The sequence below is a fragment of the Pseudotabrizicola sp. L79 genome (assembly GCF_036553525.1).
Classification (GTDB): domain Bacteria; phylum Pseudomonadota; class Alphaproteobacteria; order Rhodobacterales; family Rhodobacteraceae; genus Pseudotabrizicola.
On sequence record NZ_JAZHDA010000051.1, the window covers coordinates 15673 to 34506 of the forward strand.

Here is an 18834-nt window from a genome sequence, read left to right on the forward strand (position 1 = left end):
ATGGCATTGCAGTTGGAGGGCGTCAGTCGGGTGGTTGCGGGGCGGGTGCATATTCACCCCACCACCCTGACGTTGCAGAAAGGCACGATGAACGTGCTGCTTGGCCCCACACTGTCGGGCAAGACCAGCCTGATGCGCCTGATGGCCGGGCTGGATGCCCCCACCACAGGCCGCATTCTGTGGGATGGTCAGGATGTCACCGGCGTGCGCGTGCAAGATCGTGGCGTCGCCATGGTGTATCAGCAATTCATCAACTACCCCGGCCTCAGCGTCTATGAAAACATCGCATCGCCCCTGCGCATCACGGGTGTGGCACGCGATGAGATTGACCGTCGCGTGCGCGAAACCGCCGAGATGATGCGCCTGACCCCGATGCTTGATCGCAAACCGCTGGAACTTTCGGGGGGCCAACAGCAGCGTTGCGCCTTGGCGCGGGCACTGGTCAAAGGGGCGGGGCTTGTGCTCCTCGATGAACCTCTGGCCAACCTTGACTACAAACTGCGCGAAGAATTGCGGGTCGAAATCCCCCGGATTTTCGAAGCCAGCGGCGCGATTTTCGTCTATGCCACAACCGAACCGGAAGAGGCACTTTTGCTGGGTGGCCATACTGCGGCCCTGCATCAGGGGTGGGTGGCGCAATTCGGCCCCACGCCCACGGTCTATCGCCAGCCTGCCGACATGACCACCGCGCGTGTCTTCAGTGACCCGCCGATGAACTTCGTTTCATGTTTCAAGGAAGGCCACCGGATCAACTTTGGCGACCGCGCCAATGCGCCCGCCGATGGCGTCTTTGCCGCATTGCCCGATGGCCGCTATACCGCCGGATTTCGCGCCAACCATCTGGAAATGAACAAACATTCCGGGCAAGCCGTGGAATTCCCCTGTGTCTTGGGCGTGTCGGAAATCACCGGATCAGAAACCTTTTTGCATATTCACCACGGCGACGACCGCTGGGTTGGGCTGGTGCATGGCGTGCATGATCTGACACCGGGCGATCATGTCAGCCTCTGGCTTGACCCGGCCCATGTCTATCTGTTCGACGCCAATGGCCAGCTTGCGGCCCCGGCAGCCTATGCCTTGGATGAATTGAAGGGGGCGGCATAAGATGGCCCGCATCACACTGAAAAATCTGGCGCACAGCTATTCGGCCAATCCAAAATCAGACTCTGATTTCGCGCTGAAGGAAATGGACCATGTCTGGGATGACGGCGGGGCCTATGCGCTGCTGGGGTCTTCGGGCTGCGGGAAATCAACGCTGTTGAACATCATCTCGGGCCTGTTGCGCCCCAGCCAGGGCCGGGTGCTGTTTGGCGACACCGATATGACAGATGCCGCCACGGCCCAGCGAAACATCGCACAGGTGTTTCAGTTCCCGGTGGTCTACGACACCATGACGGTGCGGGACAATCTGGCCTTCCCGCTGCGCAATCGCGGCATGGATGCCAAATATATCGCCGACCGCGTGGCCCAGATCGCCCGCATGATCGGCATGGAAGAAACGCTGAACCGCAAGGCCCAGGGCCTGACCGCCGATGCCAAGCAAAAGATCAGCCTTGGTCGCGGCATGGTGCGCGAGGATGTGAACGCCATCCTGTTCGACGAACCGCTGACGGTGATCGACCCGCATATGAAGTGGGAGTTGCGGACGCAGCTGAAGCAACTGCACCGCCAGTTCGGCCATACCATGATCTACGTGACCCATGACCAGACCGAGGCCCTGACCTTCGCCGACAAGGTGGTGGTCATGTATGATGGCCGCGTGGTGCAGATGGGCACGCCGCAGGAATTGTTTGAAACCCCGGCCCATACCTTTGTGGGTTATTTCATCGGCTCGCCGGGGATGAACCTGTTTGATGCCAAAATCGAGGGAAACCGGGCGCACCTGCAAGGCGCTTCGGTCCAGCTGGGTGCGGCCTATGGGCCAATAACGGGCCGCACCCAAATTGGCATCCGCCCCGAATTTGCCGTGCTGACCAAGGGCGAGGGCCTGCCCGTCAGCATTCGCCGGGTCGAGGATGTGGGCCGCCACCGTCTGGTGCGGGCCGAAGCGGCCGGGCAACCGCTGAACATCGTGGTGCCCGAGGGCCTGCCCATCGGGGCCGACATGACGCATGTCAGTTTCGTGGCCGACAAGATCAACGTCTATGCCGATGACTGGCGCGTCAGCGCCACCTCTGTGGAAAGGGCTGCCTGATGGAAAAGACCGTCAACAACAAGGCCTGGTTCCTGGTGCTGCCGGTGCTGGTGGTGGTGGCCTTTTCTGCCGTCATTCCGCTGATGACCGTGGTCAACTATGCGATGAACGACACTTTCGGCAACAACCAGTTCTTCTGGGTGGGGCTTGAATGGTTTGAGGAAATGGTCACCTCCAGCCGCCTGCATGACGCACTTGGCCGGCAGATCCTGTTCACCGCGATCATCCTGTCGATTCAGGTGCCCTTGGGTATCTTCGTCGCGCTGAACATGCCGAAAAAGGGCTTTTGGGCCAGCGTGGTGCTGGTGCTGATGGCGCTGCCGCTGCTGATCCCGTTCAACGTGGTCGGCACGATCTGGCAGATCTTTGGCCGCGTCGATATCGGCCTTTTGGGCCATACTCTGGCAGCACTTGGGTTTGACTATAACTACACCAACGATCCGCTGGATGCCTGGATCACCGTGATCGTCATGGATGTCTGGCACTGGACATCGCTTGTCGCCCTGCTGGCCTATGCCGGGCTGCAATCCATTCCGCAGGCCTATTATCAGGCCGCCAAGATTGATCAGGCATCCCGTTGGGCCGTGTTCCGCTATATCGAGCTGCCAAAGATGAAAGGCGTGCTGCTGATCGCTGTGCTGTTGCGCTTCATGGACAGCTTCATGATCTACACCGAACCCTTCGTCGTCACCGGGGGCGGCCCCGGCAACTCGACCACCTTCCTGTCCATCGACCTGGTGAAGATGGCTGTCGGCCAGTTCGACCTTGGCCCCGCCGCCGCCTTCAGCCTGATGTATTTCCTGGTGATCCTGCTGGTGTCATGGGTGTTCTACACCGTCATGACCAGCCTTGACCGCGCCGAAGCCCAACAAGGGGAGTCCCACTGATGCGCATGAAATCCTCAGCCATCGTGATGGTGCTGTATCTGCTGTTTCTTTTGGTGCCGATCTACTGGCTGCTGAACATGAGCCTGAAGACCAACACCGAGATCACCAGCACCTTTACCCTGTTCCCCAGCGATCTGACCTTTCGCAACTATGCGGTGATCCTGACCGATCCCAGCTGGTATATGGGCTATGTCAACTCGATCATCTACGTCACCATGAACGTGGTGATCTCGCTGACGGTCGCGCTGCCTGCGGCTTATGCCTTCTCGCGCTACAGCTTTATGGGCGACAAGCACCTGTTCTTCTGGCTGCTGACCAACCGCATGGCCCCGCCCGCCGTCTTTGCGCTGCCGTTCTTTCAGCTGTATTCCAGCGTGGGCCTGTTCGACACCCATATCGCCGTGGCCTTGGCGCATTGCCTGTTCAACGTGCCGCTGGCCGTCTGGATCCTCGAAGGCTTCATGCGGGGCGTGCCCAAGGAGATCGACGAAACCGCCTATATCGACGGCTATTCCTTCCCCAAATTCTTCGTCAAGATCTTCATGCCCCTGATCGCCAGTGGCATCGGCGTCGCGGCCTTCTTCTGCTTCATGTTCTCATGGGTTGAACTGCTGCTGTCGCGCACCCTGACATCGGTGAACGCCAAACCCATCGCCGCCACCATGACCCGCACCGTTTCGGCCAGCGGGATGGATTGGGGGGTGCTGGCCGCTGCCGGGGTGCTGACCATCGTGCCCGGCGCCTTGGTGATCTATTTCGTGCGCAACTACATTGCCAAGGGCTTTGCCCTGGGAAGGGTGTGATGACCGACACAACCGCAACCCGCCGCGTCAACTGGACGGCCATCACCCTGGGCGCCGTCGCAACCATGGCCGCTATCCTTGTGGCGCTGATCATGGCAGCCCCCCGCAAGGACGGCGCAATCGACTGGTTCGCCCCGATGGTCGCGCAAGGCTGGATGGCCTGGACCCTGCCCGTGGCGCTGTTCTTCTGGGTCATTGCCAGCCTGCTGGTGACGATGACCCTGCTGGCGATCCGCTTTCCCGAAACGCCGCGCATCGGCGTGCTGCGGATCGAGACAACCCGTGGTGACCGGCTGTTCATCACCCTTCTGGGGTCGGCCTTCATTCACCTGATCTGGCTTTTCTTCGCGGGCACGCCGCTTTGGGGCGCGTCTGCACTCTGCCTTGTCTATGCCGCAGCCGTATTTCGCTGGGTCTAGTCAAGTGACAACCGCCGGGGGGCGGGATGCGACCCCAGCCCCGGCTGACTGCTGAACGAATGTCTCACAATCTGGGAGGATAAATGATGAGATTACGCCAAACCACAACCGCCATGGCGCTTGCGCTGATGGCCATGGGCAGTGCCCCGGCCTGGGCCGATATGGATGCGGCCAAGGCCTTCCTCGATGCCGAAATCGGCGATCTGTCCACGCTCAGCCGTGCAGACCAAGAGGCCGAGATGCAATGGTTCATCGACGCCGCGGCGCCGCTGTCCGGCATGGAAATCAAGGTGGTGTCGGAAACCATCACCACCCATGAATACGAAGCCAAGGTTCTGGCCCCGGCCTTTACGGCCATCACCGGCATCAAGGTCACCCATGACCTGATCGGCGAAGGCGATGTGGTCGAAAAACTGCAAACCCAAATGCAAACGGGCGAGAACATCTACGACGCCTATATCAACGACTCGGATCTGATCGGCACCCACTGGCGCTATCAGCAGGCCCGCATCCTTGATGACTGGATGGCAGGCGAAGGCGCGGCGGTCACCAACCCGAACCTTGATGTGAACGACTTTATCGGCAAGTCCTTCACCACCGCGCCAGACGGCAAGATGTATCAACTGCCAGACCAGCAGTTCGCGAACCTTTACTGGTTCCGCTATGACTGGTTCAACGATCCCAAGACGCAAGAAGACTTCAAGGCCAAGTATGGCTACGACCTTGGCGTGCCGCTGAACTGGTCGGCTTACGAAGACATCGCCGAGTTCTTTACCGGCCGCGACATGTCTTATGCCGGTGGCCCGGCAACGGGTGTCTATGGCAACATGGATTACGGCAAGAAAGACCCGTCACTGGGCTGGCGCTATACCGATGCTTGGATGTCGATGGCTGGCATGGGCGACGTGGGTGAACCCAACGGCCTGCCGGTCGATGAATGGGGCATCCGGGTGGATGAAAACAGCCGTCCCGTCGGCTCTTGCGTCACACGCGGCGGGGCAACCAACGATGCCGCGGCCGTCTATGCCGTGACCAAGGCCATCGAATGGCTGCAAAAATACACCCCGCCAGAGGCCCAAGGCATGACCTTTGGCGAGGCTGGCCCGGTTCCGGCCCAAGGCTCGATTGCCCAGCAGATGTTCTGGTATACGGCCTTCACCGCTGACATGGTCAAGGAAGGCCTGCCAGTCATGAACGAGGATGGCACGCCGAAGTGGCGCATGGCCCCCTCGCCGCATGGCGCCTATTGGCAAGAAGGCACCAAGGTCGGCTATCAGGATGCCGGCTCGTGGACCCTGCTGAAATCGACCCCGGTCGATCGCGCTCAGGCGGCCTGGCTCTATGCGCAGTTCGTCACCTCGAAAACCGTGGACGTGAAGAAAAGCCATGTTGGCCTGACCTTCATCCGCGAATCGACGATCCAGCATCAGTCCTTCACCGATCGCGCACCGCAACTGGGCGGTCTGGTCGAATTCTACCGCTCGCCCGCGCGCGTGCAGTGGTCGCCGACCGGCACGAACGTGCCCGATTACCCGAAGCTGGCACAGCTGTGGTGGCAGAACATCGGCGACGCCATGTCGGGGGCCAAAACCCCGCAAGAGGCGCTGGATGCCCTGTGCGAAGAGCAGGAAAAGGTGCTGGAGCGGTTGGAGCGCGCAGGCGTTCAGGGCGACATCGGCCCGAAGATGAACGAACCGCAAGATCCGCAGGTCTGGCTGGATGCCCCGGGTGCCCCGGTGGCCAAACTGGAAAACGAAAAGCCCGCAGGCGAGACGATCTCGTATGACGAGCTGATCAAATCCTGGCAAAACTGATCCCGCAAGGGATCAAGGGAGGGCGGCGCAAGCTGCCCTCCCGCAAATTTCTTGCAAGAAATTTGCCCGGAATTGTCGCAAATTCCGGGTCTGCGCCGCAGCCTTGCGCCCAATGCGTGGGGCTTTGTGCGGGCCAAAGGCGTTGTCCTTCCGGCCCCGAACCGACCGAGACAAAGGCCCGACGCCATGCCCCATATCCTTGCCATCGACCAAGGCACCACCTCTTCGCGCGCCATTCTGTTTGACGCGGGCCTAAAGGTTGTCGCCCTTGCGCAAGAGGAATTTCCGCAACTCTACCCCGCCCCCGGCTGGGTCGAGCATGATCCCTCTGACCTGTGGTCCACCGTGGCCGGCACAGCCCGCGCCGTGATTGAAAAGGCGGGCATCGACGCGGGCGACATCGCGGCCATCGGGATCACCAACCAGCGCGAAACCACCCTGATCTGGGATCGCGCCACGGGCCAGCCCATCCACCATGCCATCGTCTGGCAAGATCGCCGCACCGCCAACACCTGCACCGCGCTGAAAGACGCCGGGCACGAAGCGATGATCACCGCCCGCACCGGCCTGCTGCTGGACCCCTATTTTTCGGCCACCAAGGTCAAGTGGCTGCTTGACCATGTGCCGGGCGCACGCGCGCGGGCCAAAGCCGGGGAGCTGGCCTTTGGCACCGTTGACAGCTTTCTGATCTGGAAGCTGACCGGGGGCCGGGTGCATGCCACCGATGCCACCAACGCCGCCCGCACCATGCTGTTCAACATTGCCACCAATGAATGGGATGCCGAAATCTGCGCCCTGCTGGATGTGCCGATGTCGCTTTTGCCCGAGGTCAAGGATTGCGCCGCCGATTTCGGCACCACGCGCGCCGATCTGTTCGGGCATGAAATTCCGATCCTTGGCGTGGCCGGTGACCAACAGGCCGCCACCGTCGGGCAGGCCTGTTTTGCCCCCGGCATGATGAAATCAACCTATGGCACGGGCTGTTTTGCGCTGCTGAACACGGGCAGCGACATGGTGCCCTCGACCAACCGGCTGCTGACCACCATCGCCTACCGGCTGAACGGCCAGACCACCTATGCGCTGGAAGGGTCGATCTTCATTGCCGGGGCCGTGGTGCAATGGCTGCGCGACGGGCTGAAAATCATCCGCGAGGCCAAAGAGACGCAGCTCTTGGCCGAGGCCGCCGATGCCGCGCAAGGCGTGGTGCTGGTGCCAGCCTTCACCGGCCTTGGCGCACCCTATTGGCGGCCCGATTGCCGGGGGGCGATCTATGGCCTGACGCGCAACTCCGGCCCTGCCGAACTGGCCCGCGCCGCCTTGGAAAGCGTCGGCTATCAGACCCGCGATCTGTTGCAGGCCATGCGGTCAGACTGGGGGGCCGCAGCCGATGGGGTCTTGCGCGTTGATGGTGGCATGACGGCAAGTGACTGGGCCATGCAGTTCCTGTCGGATATTCTGGGCGCCCCGGTGGATCGGCCCGTGGTCACCGAAACCACCGCCCTTGGCGCGGCCTATCTGGCCGGGATGCAGGCCGGGCTGTGCCCGCCACCGGCCGAGTTTGCCAAAAGCTGGGCCTTGCAGCGCCGCTTTGAACCCGCCATGTCCGAAACCGACCGCAGCGCCAAATATGCCCGCTGGCAGCGCGCCGTCCAGGCAACGATGTCCGTATGACCTTTTCCATCCTTCAGCCACCCCGCATTCTGTTCGGGCGCGGCACCGCCGCACAGGCCGCCCCGCTGGCACTTGGGTTTGGTCAGCGTGTCCTCCTGGTGCATGGCGGCAGCGCGCGGCGCTCTGACTGGCTGGCCGATGCCTTGCAGGCCGGGGGGGCTACGGTGCATCGCCACCCCTGCCCCGGCGAGCCAACGCTGGCAATGCTGGAACAGGCACTGCCAGATCTGCGGGCCTTTGCCCCCACATCGGTCATCGCCCTTGGGGGCGGCTCGGTCATCGACCTGGCCAAGGCCCTGGCGGCCATGATCCCCGCGACGGGCGCACCCCTGGACCATCTGGAAGGCGTGGGCAAGGCCCTGCCGCTGACCCATGATCCACTGCCCTTGATCGCCCTGCCCACCACGGCGGGCACCGGGGCCGAGGTCACCAAGAACGCCGTCATCGGTGTGCCCGAACAGGGCCGCAAAGTCAGCCTGCGCGATGACCGGATGATTGCCCGTGTGGCGATTGTCGATCCGGCGCTGACCGATGGTTGCCCGGCAGGGGTGACACTGGCCTCGGGCCTTGATGCCGTCACCCAGGTGATCGAACCCTATCTGTCCTGCAAGGCCACCCCCTACAGCGATGCCATTGCCCTGCCCGCCATCGGCCCCGGCCTTGCCGCCCTGATGCGGCTGGCCGCAGGCGAAGACGCGGCGGCCCGAGATGTCTTGGCCTGGACCTCGCTTTGTGGCGGTCTGGCCCTTGCCAATTCCGGGCTGGGGGCGGTGCACGGCTTTGCCGGGGTGATCGGCGGCATGACAGGCGCGCCGCATGGCGAGATCTGTGGCGCCTTGCTGGGGCCGGTGCTGGCGATGAACCGCCAACGCAGCAGCGACCCGGCGCAAGAGCGGGCCGACAGGGTCTGCGCCCTGATCGCTGGCCCCTTGGGTTGCCCGCCCGATGATGCGCCGATGGCACTGGCCGACTGGGCCCATGGGGCGGGCCTGCCGCGCCTGTCGGCCATGGGGCTGGCCGCGCAAGACCATGCACAGGTGGCCCAGACCGCGCAGGGGGCCTCGTCGATGAAGGGCAACCCCGTGCCCCTGTCGATGGCAGATCTGATCGCCGTGCTGAACGCTGCGGGCTGATCAGCCGCTTGGCCTGCGCCGCCCATGCGCAGGCGCGATGTTCAGCGCGGCGCGATACTTGGCAACGGTGCGGCGGGCAATCGCCGCCCCCTCGCCCGACAGGGCCTGCGCCAGGGCCTGATCCGACAGGGGCCGCGCCTTGTCTTCTGCGGCCACCAACCGCGCCAGCCGCGCCCGCAGGGCCGCGCTTGCCTGATCGCCGCCCATATCGGCCGAAAACAGCGACCGCAGCCACCAACTGCCCAAGGGCGTATCCACCGCCGTGCCCGCCACCACCCGGCTGATGGTTGATTTGTGCAACGACAACTCCTCTGCCAGCGCCTGCATCGTCAGCGGGCGCAGCGCGGTTGGCCCCTGGTCCAGCGCGCGGCTTTGATGCGCCAGGATCGCCCGCCCCACCAGCAACAGGGTGGCATTGCGGGTCTGGATCAACCGCAGCACGTCGCGTGCGCGGGGGGCACTGGCGTCTGTTTCCTCAATCGCCAGCGTCGGCAGGCTTGAACGGTTCAGCTCCACACTCCAGCCCACCGGGGTCTTGCGCGCCAACAAATCCGGCTCGCGCAGCGGGCTTGCCACAGCACTAAAGGCGGTGCCGGGCTTGGGGTTGAACCCGCGCAGCACCGCAAAACCCTGCTGAATCTCGGCCACGCTGCACCCTGCAAGCCCGGCCAGCCTGGGCCAGTCAGCCTTGGCCACCAGCGCCAGATTGTCCAGCAGCACGGCCATCACCCCGTCCAGCACCCCGGCATCAACGGCCTGCAAACGCAGGCATTCGGCCAGATCACGGGCGAACAACCCCGCAGGCTCTATCTTTTGCATCTGCTGCAACACCGCCGCCACCCGGCTGACCGGCACCGCCAGTTCGGCGGCCACCCCGGCCAGATCACGGCCCAGCCATCCGGTCGGCTCCAAAGCCTCGGTCAGCGCCAAAGCGATCTGCTGGTCGGCCAACTGCGGCACCAAACCGGGCAGGGCGGCGGTCACATGGGCAAAAAGACTGGGCTCTGCCTGCGGCATCTCTGCCGCCTGCCCGGTGTCGCCAAGGCCAAGCCCCGACCAGCGCGGCAGCCAATCCCCCAAAGGCACCACCGCAGGCCGCAAAGTCAGCGCCGGAATTTCGGCCGCCTGCTCCTCCAGAAACGCGGCCAGCGCCTCGGCATCCATCCGCAAGACGCGCAGCACCGACTGCAACGCCCCAGACATGGCCAGCCGCTGGGTGGGGGTAATGCCGATACTGGTTCTTGATTTCATGCCCGAAACCTAGGCGCAGCCCACCCCAGCAGGCAAGCGGGAAACAGCCTTGCACGGTCCTGTGACAACGCCCCCCCTCGCCCCCGGCCCACACTGGCGCTAGGGTCCGCGCCACTGACCAAGGACCGAATGATGCACGCTTCTCTGCCCCTGACCCAAGACATCCTGCTGATCGGCGGCGGCCATGCCCATGCACTTGTGCTGCGCATGTGGGGGATGCGCCCCTTGGCGGGCGCGCGTCTGACCGTGGTCAATCCGGGGCCAGTGGCGCCCTATACGGGCATGTTGCCCGGTGCGATTGCCGGCCATTACGCCAAGCGCGACCTGATGATCGATCTGGTGCGGCTGGCCCGGTTTGCCGGTGCGCGCGTCATCCTTGACCGTGTGGTGGGCCTTGACCCGGCCACCCGCTCCGCCACCCTCGCCTCGGGCCGGGTGCTGGCCTATGACGTCGCCTCGATCGACATCGGCATCGCCTCTGACCTCCCGCAGATCCCCGGTTATGCCGACCATGGTGTCGCGGCCAAGCCCCTGGGCGCCTATGCCGACAGATGGGAAGCCTTTGTCGCCAAGGCCCCGCCCAAACCCCGGATCACCGTGATCGGGGCCGGTGTGGGCGGGGTCGAGCTTGCCCTTGCCTCGGCGCACCGCTTGCAGGGCGCAGCCCTTGATCCGCAGATCACCGTGCTGGAACAGGGGCCAACCGCCCTGCCGGGCATCGCCGCGGGCACCCGATCGGCGTTGCTGGCCGCGATGAAAGCCTATCAGATCACCCTGCGCACCAATACCACCACCACCCGCATCAGCCGCGATTGGGTGGAATTGTCTGACGGCACCAATCTGCCGTCGGATTTCACCCTGTCGGTGGCCGGGGCGCGGCCACAGGGCTGGCTGGCCCAGACCGGGCTTGAACTGCAGGATGGCTTTGTCACCGTCTCGCCCAGCCTGCAAAGCTCTGACCCGCAGATCTTTGCTGCGGGCGATTGTGCCCATATGGCCCATGCCCCCCGCCCCAAGGCCGGGGTCTATGCCGTGCGTCAGGCCCCGATCCTGTTTCACAACCTGCGCGCGGCGGCCTCGGGTGCCGCGATGCGGCGCTATCAGCCGCAGAAAGATTACCTCAAACTGATCTCGATGGGCCAGCAACGCGCCGTGGCCGACAAATTCGGTCTGCGCAGCGGCGGGGCCTGGCTGTGGCGGCTGAAAGACCGCATCGACCGCAGCTTCATGCAAAAGTTCGAAACCTATCCCACCATGCCCCAACCGGCCCTGCCCCGCCAACAGGCCACCGGCCTTGCACAGGCCTTGGGCGACAAGCCGATGTGCGGCGGCTGCGGTGCCAAAGTCGGCCCCGGCGCGCTTGGTGCCGCAATGCAGGCCCTGCCGCCCCCACAGCGCCAGGATCTGCTGTCTGGCCCCGGCGATGATGCGGCGCTGTTGCAAGTGGGGGGCGCGCGGCAGGTGATCACCACCGACCACCTGCGCGCCTTTGTCACCGACCCCGCGCTGATGGCACGTCTGGCCGCCATTCACGCCTTGGGCGATATCTGGGCCATGGGCGCCGACCCCCAGATTGCCCTGTCGCAAATCACCCTGCCCCGCCTGTCGCCTGATGTGCAGGCGCGCATGCTGGCCGAGATCATGGGCGCAGCTTCGGCCGTCTTTCGCGCCGCCGGGGCCGATATCGCGGGCGGGCATACCAGCGTCGGCGATGAATTGACGTTGGGCTTTACCGTCACCGGCCTGTCGCGCCTGCCGATCCCCAAACTGGGGGCCGCACCGGGCGATGCCATCGTGCTGACCAAACCCATCGGCACCGGCGTGGTGCTGGCCGCCGAAATGGGCCTGTCGCGGCTGACCGACCGCACCCTGATGCTGGGCGAGGCCTGGGCCACCTGCATTGCCAGCATGCAGCGCCCGTTGGGGCCAGCCGCCCTGCTGCTGCGCGAACGGGCCACGGCGATGACCGATGTCACCGGCTTTGGTCTGGCCGGTCATCTGTGGGAAATGCTGGGCAAGGGCCGCCTGTCGGCCACGCTGACGCTTGATGCCATTCCGCTGTTGCCCGGCGCGCTTGATCTGGCCACACAGGGCGTGGCCTCGACCCTGATGCCAGAAAACCGCGCGGCCCTGGATTGGCAAATCCAGGGCCCCACCGGGCCAAGAACCGACCTGCTGTTCGATCCGCAAACCTGCGGCGGGCTGTTGGCCACAGTGCCGCCCGCCTTTGTGACACCCATGCTGGCCGCCCTTGCCGGCGCGGGCCAAAGCGCCACGGTGATCGGGCGCATCAGCGCGCCCGACCGCCCCGATCAGGGGCGCATCACCCTGCTGTAAGCCCGCGCATGGGGCGCGTTCAGGCAAACAGGCCCTGACAGAACCAGCCGCCCGAGGCCTCTCCGCCATGGGCATAGAACAGCCACAGCCGATCGCCGCTTTCCGCCTCGATCCGCCAGTAATCGCGCGGGCCGCTGCGCCAGTTAGGGTCATCCCACCACCATTCCGGCAACAGCCGCTCTGGCCCCACCGCCACGCGCAACGCAAAATCACGCCGCCGCCAGCGAAAGCGGGCAGGCGGGCTGCGGTCGTCGGGGGCCTGCACCGGCTCGGGCCGGAAAATCACCACCGGGCGGGGGGCGCGCGGTTCGGGCCATTCGCCGCTGGCAGGCGCAGACCACGCGGCGGTCAGCACCGAAAAGGTCTTTTCCGGGATATGGCTGTCGGCCGGATGCAGCCGCACAACCGCCTCTTGCCCCAGCCGCGTGCCCAGCTTGGCCACCAGATCATCAAACCTTGGCCCATCCTTGACCCGCGCCATCGCCGCCGCCGCTGCATCCAGATGGCCGCGATGCTGAATCTGATGCACCAGTTCGGTTTCCAGCGCCTCCAGCCGCAACCGGTCAAAGCCGAACCCCGCATCAAAGCCCGCAATCTTCATCGCGATCAGCGGGCGCAGGCGGTCGGCCTCATACGTGGCGCGGGCCAGCCCGATATCGGCCCAGTCGGCCGTGCCATCTGCCCGCTGCGCCTCGATCCGCAACAGCCGCACCCCGCGCCCCTTGGCCTTCAGCTTGGCGCAAAGCACAGGCAACAGGCGGTCAATCCCTGCCGCCACATCCTCCACCAGGCCAATCGGCTCGGGAAAGCTGATCCGCACCGCGAAATGCAGCGGTGCCCGTGCCGGGCTGACCGGTTCCGAAACCTGACCAAAGGCCTGATCCAGCCGCGTCAGCGTATCGGCCCCGAACCGCCGCGCCAGGGCCGCACGGGGCAGGCCGGCAATGTCTTCCACCCGCCGCAAGCCCAGATGCCCCAGCGAGGTCACCACCTTGGGCCGCAACCGCAGCGCAGGCAACGGCAGCCCGGCCAGCGCCTGCCGCATCGTGCCCGGCGGCGCAATCACCCCCAAAGGCCCGGTCAGCGGCAGGGCCGCCGCCCCTGCCCGCCGCGTCACCGCCCGCGACCGCGTGGCCCGCGCCTCTTGCTGAATGGCATCCCCATTGCGGTCGGTCTGCGCCACGGCCCCCGAATAGCGCGCCAGCGCCCAGGCCGCGCCGCGCGTATCCGCCACCGCCGCCCGCACCGTCAGCCCCAGATCGGCGCAATCTTCGGCCATCTGCGCCAGCACCCCCTCTTCTCCGCCAAACAGATGCGCGCATCCCGTCAGGTCGATCACCAGCGCATCGGGCGGCTCTTCGGCCACCCAAGGGCTGAACTTGCCCGCCCAGCGCCGCAGCGCAGCCAGAAAGGCACGGTCGCCCGGCGCATGTTCCGCCGCCGTCAGCAAATGGGCACAGATCGCCGTCGCATCGCGCAGGGGCTGGCCCAGCCGCAGTCCCGCCGCCTCGGCCTGCGGGTTCAGGCTGATCAGAACCTGCGCCTGATCGCGCATCCCCACCACGGCAAAAGGCCCCGGCATCACATCGCGCCGCGCCCGCAGCACGCGCTCCACCGCCAGACGCGGAAACCACAAAGACAACACACGACGCAGGGCCATTGGGGCGACTCAGCTGTTTGTTCACTATATGTTCCTGTTTACCCCCCCGCACAGCCCAAGGCGAGTCTTCTGTGCCCCCATCATGACAATGGCGTGAGACGCCAAAGCAACGTGACAAGACCACTTCCCCGACTCACGACCTGCCCTATACTGGGCCGATTGACTCAACCAACAGGGGCGAAAGCATGACATTTATCACCAAGGGTTTGATTGCGGGCCTTGTGCTTGTGGCCGGCGTTGCCGTGGCGAAAGAAGGGGTGCAAGACCCCACCGTCAAGGCGCGGATGGATTTGATGAGCACGATCGGCATGAACACCAAGGTTCTGGGCGATATGGCCGGTGGCAAAACCGAATTTGACGCCGCCGCCGCCAGTGCCGCCAAAGATGCGCTCGTCGCGGCCTCGGCCGATATTGCCGCCAAATTCGAAACCCAAGCCACCGACCCTGTGGCCGAAGCCAAGCCCGAAATCTGGACAAACTGGGATGATTTCGTCGCCAAGGCCAGCGCCCTGAACACGGCGGCCACAGCCCTTGATCCGGCCTCGGTCGATTCGATCAAGGCGGGCATGGGTGCCATCGGCGGCTCGTGCAAGGCATGCCATACTGACTACCGTATCTGACACATCCGGTGCCTGCCCCCCCGCGGGGCAGGCCTACCGTCAGGTGCAATGAACCCGCGTGATCCGCCCTGCGGCATCCAGATCGATGTTCAGCCGATCAGGCCGGTAATCCATCGTCACCGCCGTGACAGGGCCGATGATCCGCGTGCCCTCGGGCAATGTCATGCGGGCCAGAACATCCCCGCTTTGCCCCACCAGCCCCTGCAATTCCCCGGCGCCACAGGCCCCGCGCTCAGGCGGCACGCGATCAGGCCCCTCGGGCGCAACACAGCCCGCCAGCAGCAGCGCCAGCCCCAGACCCGAACCCCGCCCCATCATCCGCAAAACATCTTCAAGATCTGACCCGTCCCATCAACCTGCACATTCAGCCGGTCGGGCATCAGATCACGCGTGATGCGCTGCTGCGGCCACAACACCCGCAACTGCCCGCGCAAGCGCACCTCGGCCAGCCGGGTGAAATGCGCGCCCCGCAGCCGCTCCAAACTCTCTGCGCCGCAGCCTTCCTCCTGCCGTTGCGCCAAAAGCGCAGGCTCCAGCACCGCGCGGCCCGGCGGCATCACACGCGAAAAGCCGCCGCACCCCACCAGAACGGCAAGCGACACCAGCACAAAAGGGCGATGAAACGGCATAGCGTGCAATGAACTCACGGCAGAGGGCTGCATTCAATCGCCAAAGCTTATCCCCGTCCACCCCCCACGGGCAAGAGCAGGCCGACGCGAAAACACCTTGGCCTGTCGCATCACGGGTTGCCTTGGCCCAAAGTTTCGCCCAGCCTGCCCGCCAAATCGCATCAGAAAGGAACCGCCCATGCGCACCCGTGCCGCCGTTGCCCTAGCCCCCGGCAAACCGCTTGAGATCATGGAGGTGAACCTTGACGACCCCAAAGAGGGCGAGGTTCTGATCGAGATCAAGGCCACCGGCATTTGCCACACCGATGAATTCACCCTGTCCGGCGCCGATCCCGAAGGCATCTTCCCCGCCATTCTGGGCCATGAAGGCGCAGGCGTCGTGGTGAAATGCGGCCCCGGTGTCACCTCGCTGAAACCCGGTGATCATGTCATCCCGCTTTACACCCCCGAATGCCGCGAATGCCCCAGCTGCCTGTCGCGCAAGACCAACCTTTGCACCGCGATCCGCAGCACCCAAGGCCAGGGCCTGATGCCCGACGGCACCACCCGCTTTTCAATGCTGGATGGCACGCCGATCTATCACTACATGGGCTGCTCGACCTTTGCCAACCACACGGTCATGCCCGAAATCGCCCTGGCCAAGGTCCGCGAGGACGCCCCCTTTGACAAGATCTGCTATATCGGCTGTGGCGTCACCACCGGCGTCGGTGCGGTGCTGAACACCGCCCAAGTCGAAATCGGTGCCAAGGCCGTGGTCTTTGGCCTTGGTGGCATCGGCCTGAACGTGATCCAGGGCCTGAAAATGGCCGGGGCCGACATGATCATCGGCGTTGACCTGAACAATGACAAAAAGGAATGGGGCGAGAAATTCGGCATGACCCATTTCGTCAATCCCACGGAAATCGAGGGCAGCGTCGTCAACCACATCGTCGAGATGACCAAGACGCCGTTCGACAAGATCGGCGGGGCCGATTACAGCTTTGACTGCACCGGCAACGTCAAGGTGATGCGCGATGCGCTGGAATGCACCCACCGCGGCTGGGGCCAGTCGATCATCATCGGCGTCGCCCCGGCAGGTGCCGTCATCGAAACCCGCCCGTTCCAACTGGTGACAGGCCGGGTCTGGAAGGGCACCGCCTTTGGTGGCGCGCGCGGCCGCACCGATGTGCCCAAGATCGTCGATTGGTATATGGACGGCAAGATCGAGATCGACAGCATGATCACCCATGTGATGCCGCTGGAAAAGATCAACGAAGCCTTTGATCTGATGCATGCGGGCAAATCCATCCGCAGCGTGGTGGTGTATTGATACCACGCGGGGGCGGGCCACAGCCTGCCCCCACCGCTGGCGCGACCAAGATAAAGGCCGGCAGGGCCTTTCGGTTCTGGGCGCAATCGGGCAGACTGCGGAAAAAAGGACCATCATGGCCGATCTCAGCGCCCCCCGCACCCCGACTGCCCGCACCCCCCGTCTTTGCGTCCTGATTGACGCCGACAATATCCCGGCCAGCCATGCCGAGGCGATTTTCGAAGAGATCGCGTCACTGGGCGAGGCCAGTGTGCGCCGCATCTATGGCGACTGGTCGGCGGCCCGCCTGGGCGGATGGGCCAAGAAAGTGGCCGCACTCGGGCTTGTTGCCGATCAGCAATTTGCCAATACCAAGGGCAAGAATGCCAGCGACATCGGCTTGGTGATCGCCGCAATGGATTTTCTGCATTCCGGCCTGTTCGACGGTTTTGTTCTCGTCTCATCAGACAGCGATTTCACCCGGCTGGCCGCGCGCATCCGCGAACAGGGCCTTGATGTCTATGGCATCGGCGAAAAGAAAACGCCCGAGGCCTTTCGCATGGCCTGCAAGCGGTTCATCTATGTCGAGAACCTTGGCGGGGCCGACCCAGAGGAGGTGGTGCGCCCGCGCGCGGCCGGGGTCGAGACACCCGTGGCGCGCAGCACCGCCAAAGAACCCGCCCAGACCGCCATTCCGCTGATCGTGGCCGCAATGCGCGCCATCGACCCGGATGGCGAATGGTATACGCTTGGCCCCTTGGGCCAGTTCATCACGCAGGCCAACCCCGATTTCGACACCCGCACCTATGGCGCGGCCAAGCTGTCTGATCTGGTGCGCAAGCTGCCTCGGTTCGAATTGCGCCACGGGCCGGGCGGCCAGTTGGAATTGCGCGACCTGTCCTAAAGCGCGCAGATGGCCGTGGTGCGGCTGTGACCACAGATGCACCACAGATGCACCACGGCAAAACCACATGATTGGCACAGCACTTTGGTGCATTGATGCAGAGTAACCCTGCGGGCCTGCGCCTGTTCACAAGGGCGTCGCTGGCCTATCTTTGGCCCAAAGGAGACCGCCATGACAGCAGCACTTTCTCTGGGCCTTGATACCTTTGGCGATGTCACACACCAGCCAGACGGCACCCTGACGCCGATGGATCAGGTGCTGCGCGACGTGGTGGATCAGGCTGTCCTTGCCGATGAAACTGGCATTGATTTCATAGGCTTGGGCGAACATCACCGCGACGATTTCGCCATTTCCGCGCCTGAAATCGTGCTGGCCACCATCGCCGGGCGCACACACCGCATCCACCTTGGCACCGCCGTCACGGTGCTGTCTTCGGATGATCCGGTGCGCGTGTTCCAACGCTTTTCCACCCTGAACGCCCTGTCAAATGGCCGGGCCGAGGCGATCATGGGGCGCGGGTCGTTCAGCGAAAGTTATGGTTTGTTTGGCTATGACATGCAGGATTACGAACAACTGTTCGAGGAAAAGCTGGATCTCTTCGCAAAACTTGTCCGCGATCATAAAGTTACATGGAGCGGTCAGACCCGCGCCCCGCTCAGGAATCAGCGTGTTTATCCGCCTTTGGGGCCAAAGGGCCTGACCACCTGGGTTGGCGTCGGGGGCAGCCCCGAGTCGGTGGTGCGGGTGGTGCGGCAGGATCTGCAACTGATGCTGGCAATCATTGGCGGCGATCCGCGGCGGTTCGTGCCCTACGTCGATCTGTATCACCGCGCGGTGGACCAGTTCGGCCAAAAGGCCCGCCCGATTGGCGTGCATTCCCCCGGTTTCGTCGCCGAAACGGATGAAGCCGCGCGCGAGGCCCTGTGGCCGCATTACCGCGAGATGTTTGGCCGCTTGGGCCGCGAACGCGGCTGGCCCCCCGTCACCAAAGACCGCTATCTGGCCGAAGTCGAGCATGGTTCGCTTTATGTCGGCAGCCCCGAAACGGTGGCCCGCAAGATTGCGTCGGCAGCCAAGGCCTTGAAAATACAAAGGTTTGATCTGAAATATTCCACCGGCCCGCAGCCGCATGCGCAGTTGATGGAGTGTATCCGGCTGTATGGCGAACGGGTGATTCCGATGGTGCGTGACATGATGACCTCTGATCGGGTGCCGGCCTGACCG

17 protein-coding genes are annotated in these 18834 nt (G+C 64.3%); 13 read left to right on the forward strand and 4 right to left on the reverse strand.

The annotated features are described in order from the left end of the window. The 8 genes from V3C85_RS11875 (at window position 1) to V3C85_RS11910 (ending at window position 8921) form a co-directional block, all read left to right on the forward strand. The gene (locus tag V3C85_RS11875) at window positions 1-1104 is read left to right on the forward strand and encodes an ABC transporter ATP-binding protein (protein ID WP_331795312.1); all 1104 of its coding nucleotides are present in this window, start codon (window positions 1-3) and stop codon (window positions 1102-1104) included. Between the two features lies 1 nt (window position 1105). Then, window positions 1106-2194, forward strand: coding sequence for an ABC transporter ATP-binding protein (locus tag V3C85_RS11880; RefSeq protein ID WP_331795313.1), 1089 nt, complete (start codon window positions 1106-1108; stop codon window positions 2192-2194). Further along, entirely contained in the window at window positions 2194-3081 is an 888-nt protein-coding gene (locus tag V3C85_RS11885) for a carbohydrate ABC transporter permease (protein ID WP_331795314.1), read from the forward strand. Before V3C85_RS11880 ends, V3C85_RS11885 begins: the two co-directional genes overlap by 1 nt. Next, window positions 3081-3884: a carbohydrate ABC transporter permease gene (locus tag V3C85_RS11890; protein ID WP_331795315.1), complete on the forward strand. Its 804-nt coding sequence runs from the start codon at window positions 3081-3083 to the stop codon at window positions 3882-3884. The genes V3C85_RS11885 and V3C85_RS11890 overlap by 1 nt, the downstream gene beginning before the upstream one ends. Before the next feature lie 137 nt (window positions 3885-4021). Further along, window positions 4022-4303 (forward strand): DUF2160 domain-containing protein, encoded by a 282-nt coding sequence (locus V3C85_RS11895; RefSeq protein WP_331795560.1) that lies wholly within the window; start codon window positions 4022-4024, stop codon window positions 4301-4303. Between the two features lie 86 nt (window positions 4304-4389). Further along, window positions 4390-6117: an ABC transporter substrate-binding protein gene (locus V3C85_RS11900; protein ID WP_331795316.1), complete on the forward strand. Its 1728-nt coding sequence runs from the start codon at window positions 4390-4392 to the stop codon at window positions 6115-6117. A gap of 186 nt (window positions 6118-6303) precedes the next feature. Beyond that, window positions 6304-7788, forward strand: a complete 1485-nt coding sequence (glpK, locus tag V3C85_RS11905) for a glycerol kinase GlpK (RefSeq protein WP_331795317.1) — start codon at window positions 6304-6306, stop codon at window positions 7786-7788. Next, window positions 7785-8921 carry an iron-containing alcohol dehydrogenase gene (locus V3C85_RS11910; protein WP_331795318.1) on the forward strand — a complete coding sequence of 379 codons (1137 nt, stop codon included), beginning with the start codon at window positions 7785-7787 and terminating at the stop codon, window positions 8919-8921. The genes glpK and V3C85_RS11910 overlap by 4 nt, the downstream gene beginning before the upstream one ends. Here V3C85_RS11910 and V3C85_RS11915 read toward each other — a convergent pair whose 3' ends face one another. Continuing rightward, window positions 8922-10172, reverse strand: coding sequence for an RNA polymerase factor sigma-54 (locus V3C85_RS11915; RefSeq protein WP_331795319.1), 1251 nt, complete (start codon window positions 10170-10172; stop codon window positions 8922-8924). It abuts the gene before it with no gap. Window positions 10173-10301: 129 nt separating this feature from the next. Between V3C85_RS11915 and selD the strand changes: the two genes are divergently transcribed. Beyond that, entirely contained in the window at window positions 10302-12509 is a 2208-nt protein-coding gene (gene selD, locus V3C85_RS11920) for a selenide, water dikinase SelD (protein ID WP_331795320.1), read from the forward strand. Between the two features lie 19 nt (window positions 12510-12528). Here selD and V3C85_RS11925 read toward each other — a convergent pair whose 3' ends face one another. Next, window positions 12529-14169, reverse strand: a complete 1641-nt coding sequence (locus tag V3C85_RS11925; protein ID WP_331795321.1) for a Y-family DNA polymerase — start codon at window positions 14167-14169, stop codon at window positions 12529-12531. A 185-nt stretch (window positions 14170-14354) separates the two neighbouring features. On the opposite strand from V3C85_RS11925, the gene V3C85_RS11930 reads away from it, so the two are divergent. After that, a complete protein-coding gene (locus V3C85_RS11930) occupies window positions 14355-14789 on the forward strand; it encodes a c-type cytochrome (protein ID WP_331795322.1) in 435 nt (144 codons plus the stop codon). Window positions 14790-14828: 39 nt separating this feature from the next. Here the strand turns inward: V3C85_RS11930 and V3C85_RS11935 are convergent, their stop codons facing one another. Both V3C85_RS11935 and V3C85_RS11940 read right to left on the reverse strand, forming a co-directional pair. Further along, a complete protein-coding gene (locus V3C85_RS11935) occupies window positions 14829-15104 on the reverse strand; it encodes an I78 family peptidase inhibitor (RefSeq protein ID WP_331795323.1) in 276 nt (91 codons plus the stop codon). After that, complete coding sequence (locus V3C85_RS11940) at window positions 15104-15418, reverse strand: I78 family peptidase inhibitor (protein ID WP_331795324.1); 315 nt, start codon at window positions 15416-15418, stop codon at window positions 15104-15106. The genes V3C85_RS11935 and V3C85_RS11940 overlap by 1 nt, the downstream gene beginning before the upstream one ends. A 178-nt stretch (window positions 15419-15596) precedes the next feature. Between V3C85_RS11940 and V3C85_RS11945 the strand changes: the two genes are divergently transcribed. The 3 genes from V3C85_RS11945 to V3C85_RS11955 all read left to right on the forward strand — a co-directional run bounded on the left by V3C85_RS11945 (window position 15597) and on the right by V3C85_RS11955 (window position 18831). Further along, window positions 15597-16727 (forward strand): S-(hydroxymethyl)glutathione dehydrogenase/class III alcohol dehydrogenase, encoded by a 1131-nt coding sequence (locus tag V3C85_RS11945; protein WP_331795325.1) that lies wholly within the window; start codon window positions 15597-15599, stop codon window positions 16725-16727. 115 nt (window positions 16728-16842) lie between these two features. Next, window positions 16843-17610, forward strand: a complete 768-nt coding sequence (locus V3C85_RS11950) for an NYN domain-containing protein (protein WP_331795326.1) — start codon at window positions 16843-16845, stop codon at window positions 17608-17610. A gap of 171 nt (window positions 17611-17781) precedes the next feature. Next, a complete protein-coding gene (locus V3C85_RS11955; protein ID WP_331795327.1) occupies window positions 17782-18831 on the forward strand; it encodes an LLM class flavin-dependent oxidoreductase in 1050 nt (349 codons plus the stop codon). Window positions 18832-18834: the final 3 nt, after the last annotated feature.

Coding starts and splice junctions, on each gene's coding strand:
- V3C85_RS11875 (WP_331795312.1), top strand. CDS start 1: ATGGCATTGCAGTTGGAGGGCGTCAGTCGGGTGGTTGCGGGGCGGGTG.
- V3C85_RS11880 (WP_331795313.1), top strand. CDS start 1,106: ATGGCCCGCATCACACTGAAAAATCTGGCGCACAGCTATTCGGCCAAT.
- V3C85_RS11885 (WP_331795314.1), top strand. CDS start 2,194: ATGGAAAAGACCGTCAACAACAAGGCCTGGTTCCTGGTGCTGCCGGTG.
- V3C85_RS11890 (WP_331795315.1), top strand. CDS start 3,081: ATGCGCATGAAATCCTCAGCCATCGTGATGGTGCTGTATCTGCTGTTT.
- V3C85_RS11895 (WP_331795560.1), top strand. CDS start 4,022: ATGGTCGCGCAAGGCTGGATGGCCTGGACCCTGCCCGTGGCGCTGTTC.
- V3C85_RS11900 (WP_331795316.1), top strand. CDS start 4,390: ATGAGATTACGCCAAACCACAACCGCCATGGCGCTTGCGCTGATGGCC.
- glpK (WP_331795317.1), top strand. CDS start 6,304: ATGCCCCATATCCTTGCCATCGACCAAGGCACCACCTCTTCGCGCGCC.
- V3C85_RS11910 (WP_331795318.1), top strand. CDS start 7,785: ATGACCTTTTCCATCCTTCAGCCACCCCGCATTCTGTTCGGGCGCGGC.
- V3C85_RS11915 (WP_331795319.1), bottom strand. CDS start 10,172: ATGAAATCAAGAACCAGTATCGGCATTACCCCCACCCAGCGGCTGGCC.
- selD (WP_331795320.1), top strand. CDS start 10,302: ATGATGCACGCTTCTCTGCCCCTGACCCAAGACATCCTGCTGATCGGC.
- V3C85_RS11925 (WP_331795321.1), bottom strand. CDS start 14,169: ATGGCCCTGCGTCGTGTGTTGTCTTTGTGGTTTCCGCGTCTGGCGGTG.
- V3C85_RS11930 (WP_331795322.1), top strand. CDS start 14,355: ATGACATTTATCACCAAGGGTTTGATTGCGGGCCTTGTGCTTGTGGCC.
- V3C85_RS11935 (WP_331795323.1), bottom strand. CDS start 15,104: ATGGGGCGGGGTTCGGGTCTGGGGCTGGCGCTGCTGCTGGCGGGCTGT.
- V3C85_RS11940 (WP_331795324.1), bottom strand. CDS start 15,418: ATGCCGTTTCATCGCCCTTTTGTGCTGGTGTCGCTTGCCGTTCTGGTG.
- V3C85_RS11945 (WP_331795325.1), top strand. CDS start 15,597: ATGCGCACCCGTGCCGCCGTTGCCCTAGCCCCCGGCAAACCGCTTGAG.
- V3C85_RS11950 (WP_331795326.1), top strand. CDS start 16,843: ATGGCCGATCTCAGCGCCCCCCGCACCCCGACTGCCCGCACCCCCCGT.
- V3C85_RS11955 (WP_331795327.1), top strand. CDS start 17,782: ATGACAGCAGCACTTTCTCTGGGCCTTGATACCTTTGGCGATGTCACA.